This is a genomic window from Absiella sp. AM09-50 (assembly GCF_003433845.1).
GTDB lineage: Bacteria > Bacillota_I > Bacilli_A > Erysipelotrichales > Erysipelotrichaceae > Hoskinsella > Hoskinsella hominis.
Genome location: NZ_QVFI01000060.1, coordinates 1 through 2,555, shown reverse-complemented (window position 1 = coordinate 2,555; position 2,555 = coordinate 1). Strand labels below are relative to the sequence as shown.

2 protein-coding genes are annotated in these 2,555 nt (G+C 31.5%); both read left to right on the top strand.

The genetic code is table 11. The features are described 5' to 3' along the window. Positions 1-692, top strand: a 692-nt coding sequence (locus tag DW114_RS21015; protein WP_199485673.1) for a C39 family peptidase, incomplete at its 5' end; no start/stop codon positions are given. Between the two features lie 126 nt (positions 693-818). Beyond that, positions 819-2,330, top strand: coding sequence for an LCP family protein (locus tag DW114_RS21010; RefSeq protein WP_117456285.1), 1,512 nt, complete (start codon positions 819-821; stop codon positions 2,328-2,330). Positions 2,331-2,555: the final 225 nt, after the last annotated feature.

Here is a 2,555-nt window from a genome sequence, read left to right as displayed (position 1 = left end):
TAAATGGAAATACATATTTATTTACAGATAAAGGTATTATAACAACAGGTTGGCATAGCAGTGATTCTAATCTTTATTATTTCAACAAGGATGGGCATATGTGTAAAGGGAGTAAAACTATAGATCAAAGAAAATATTATTTTAATACCTCTAATGGTGAACTCATGAGTATGACTGCTCCAATACCTTATTATATGCAAACAGATTCTCGTTGGGCTAATAAAAAATATGGATCTGGTACAATGGCGAGCACTGGATGTGCGCAAACTTGTGCAGCTATGGCTTTCTCATTTTTGAAAAATCAAACTATTTTACCTCCTGATGTAGCATCATGGGGTTATAAAAATGGGTATTATAATGGAAAAGTGACAGGCACTATAGGTTCATTTTGGCCTGCTATCTCTAAACATTACGGGATTGCTTGTCAAGGTAACTTGACTGTTGATCAGGCAATAGATGCTTTAAGACATGGAAAACTTGTGGTTGCTGGAATGAATCCACCAAATTTCACATTTGAAGGGACAACACATGAAATTATTATTTATGGAATAGATGAAAATAATATGGTTAGCGTCTATGATCCATATTTCAAAAGTCATAATAAAAAATATTCAATAAAGCAAATATTTAAAGAAAAATCAACAGATAAAGGGGATTGTACATCTGGTGGACCAATTTTTGCTTTAGGTTAAGATAAATTCAAGAGGTGATACAAAACTTGTATCACCTTTCTTAACAAAGTGTAAGAAAAATTTGTAGCATTATAAATTTAAAAAGGATATAATGAATGTGTTGTTTTGAAAAGGAGTGTTTAATTAATGGCGAAAAAAAAGACAATAAATAATAAACCTATTTGGAAAAATGCTGGATTTTATTTTGTTATAATTTATGCATTATTAACAATTGCGTTTGTTGCACAGATGTTCATTTCGAACATAGTTCCTATAAAATATGCTATTCCTGTTTTAATTGTATTAATTCTTTTATTTATGGGAATGTATTATTTACAACTGGGAAAACGAGTGAATAAAGTCAATAAGATATTAGGTAAAATTTTGATTGTTATTTTATCAATAATTTTAGGTGTTGGCAACTGGTATGTATTTAAAACTACAAATGCTTTTGGACGTATGACTGGAAATAATACTCAAACCGACGTAGTATCAGTTGTTGTCATGAAAGAAAGTAATGCAAAAGATATAAAAGATTTAAAAGGTAAGAAACTAGGTGTCATTAAAACAGGAGATAATGAAATAATGACCAAAGCCTTAGCAGATGTAAAGAAGGACCTTGGTGAGGATATTACTACTGTGGATTATAAATCATATAAGGATTATGGTGATGATCTATATGATGGAAAAGTTGATGCTATTTTAGTCAATGAAGGTAGTAGAGGATTGTTTGAAGATAATCATGCTAATTTTGATTCAGAGACAAGAAAAATAAAAGAATATACTTATGAAAAAGAAGTAAAAGATATTAGCAAGGATGTAAACGTTACAAAGGAACCGTTTAGTGTGTATATCACTGGTATTGATACTTTTGGAACAATTTCTACTGTATCACGCTCTGATGTAAACATGATTGTTACAGTAAATCCTAAAACACATCAGATTTTATTAACAAGTATTCCTCGTGATTACTATGTTCCTCAGCCTTGTCAAGGGGGACAAACAGATAAACTGACTCACTCTGGTTTATGGGGAGCGGAATGTACTGTTGAAACTGTTGAAAATTACTTTGATGCTGAAATCAACTATTTTGCTAGAGTTAATTTCTCTAGTGTGATTAGTATAGTAGATGCATTGGGAGGTATTACTGTTGAAAATCCTGTGGCATTTACTGCAAGTGATGGAACATATTCTTATCCAGCAGGAAATGTAGATATGGATGGGGCAATGGCACTTCGTTTTGCTCGTGAACGTTATAATTTAGCAGACGGGGATAGAGATCGTGGACGTAATCAGATGCGTGTTATTACGGCAATGATAAATAAAATGATATCACCAACTATTATCACAAATTATTCAAGTATCATGGATGCAATTGGTGGAAGCTTCCAGACAAATATGACTTCAAATGAAATGTCATCCTTAGTAAAAATGCAAATCAATGATATGTCAGGATGGGATATTAAGCAGATTAGTGTTAGTGGTCGTGGAAATGGCAGTGCATGGTCTCCAGCAAATGGATTTAATGCTTGGGTTATGGAACCAGATAGAGCAACAGTAGATAATGCTACTAGTTTGATTAAGAAAATTGTAAGTGGTGAAATGATTACAGATGCTGATGTACAGCATCAAAATGATTTAGTTTCAAATGCAGGATAATGATTTAGAGTGATATTTTAGAAATCCGTTATTACGTCTACAAGATGTTTTTATCAAGATAAATAGAAAGATGATAAAAAACATGATTTACATAGTTTTTAAAATATAACGTAATGTAAAAAAAGAACAGCGAATTGTTTGCTGTTCTTTTTAATACCATATAATGATAAGAATGTCAAGCAAAAATGAAAATGTCTTAAAAATAATTAAACATTAGCACCGGAT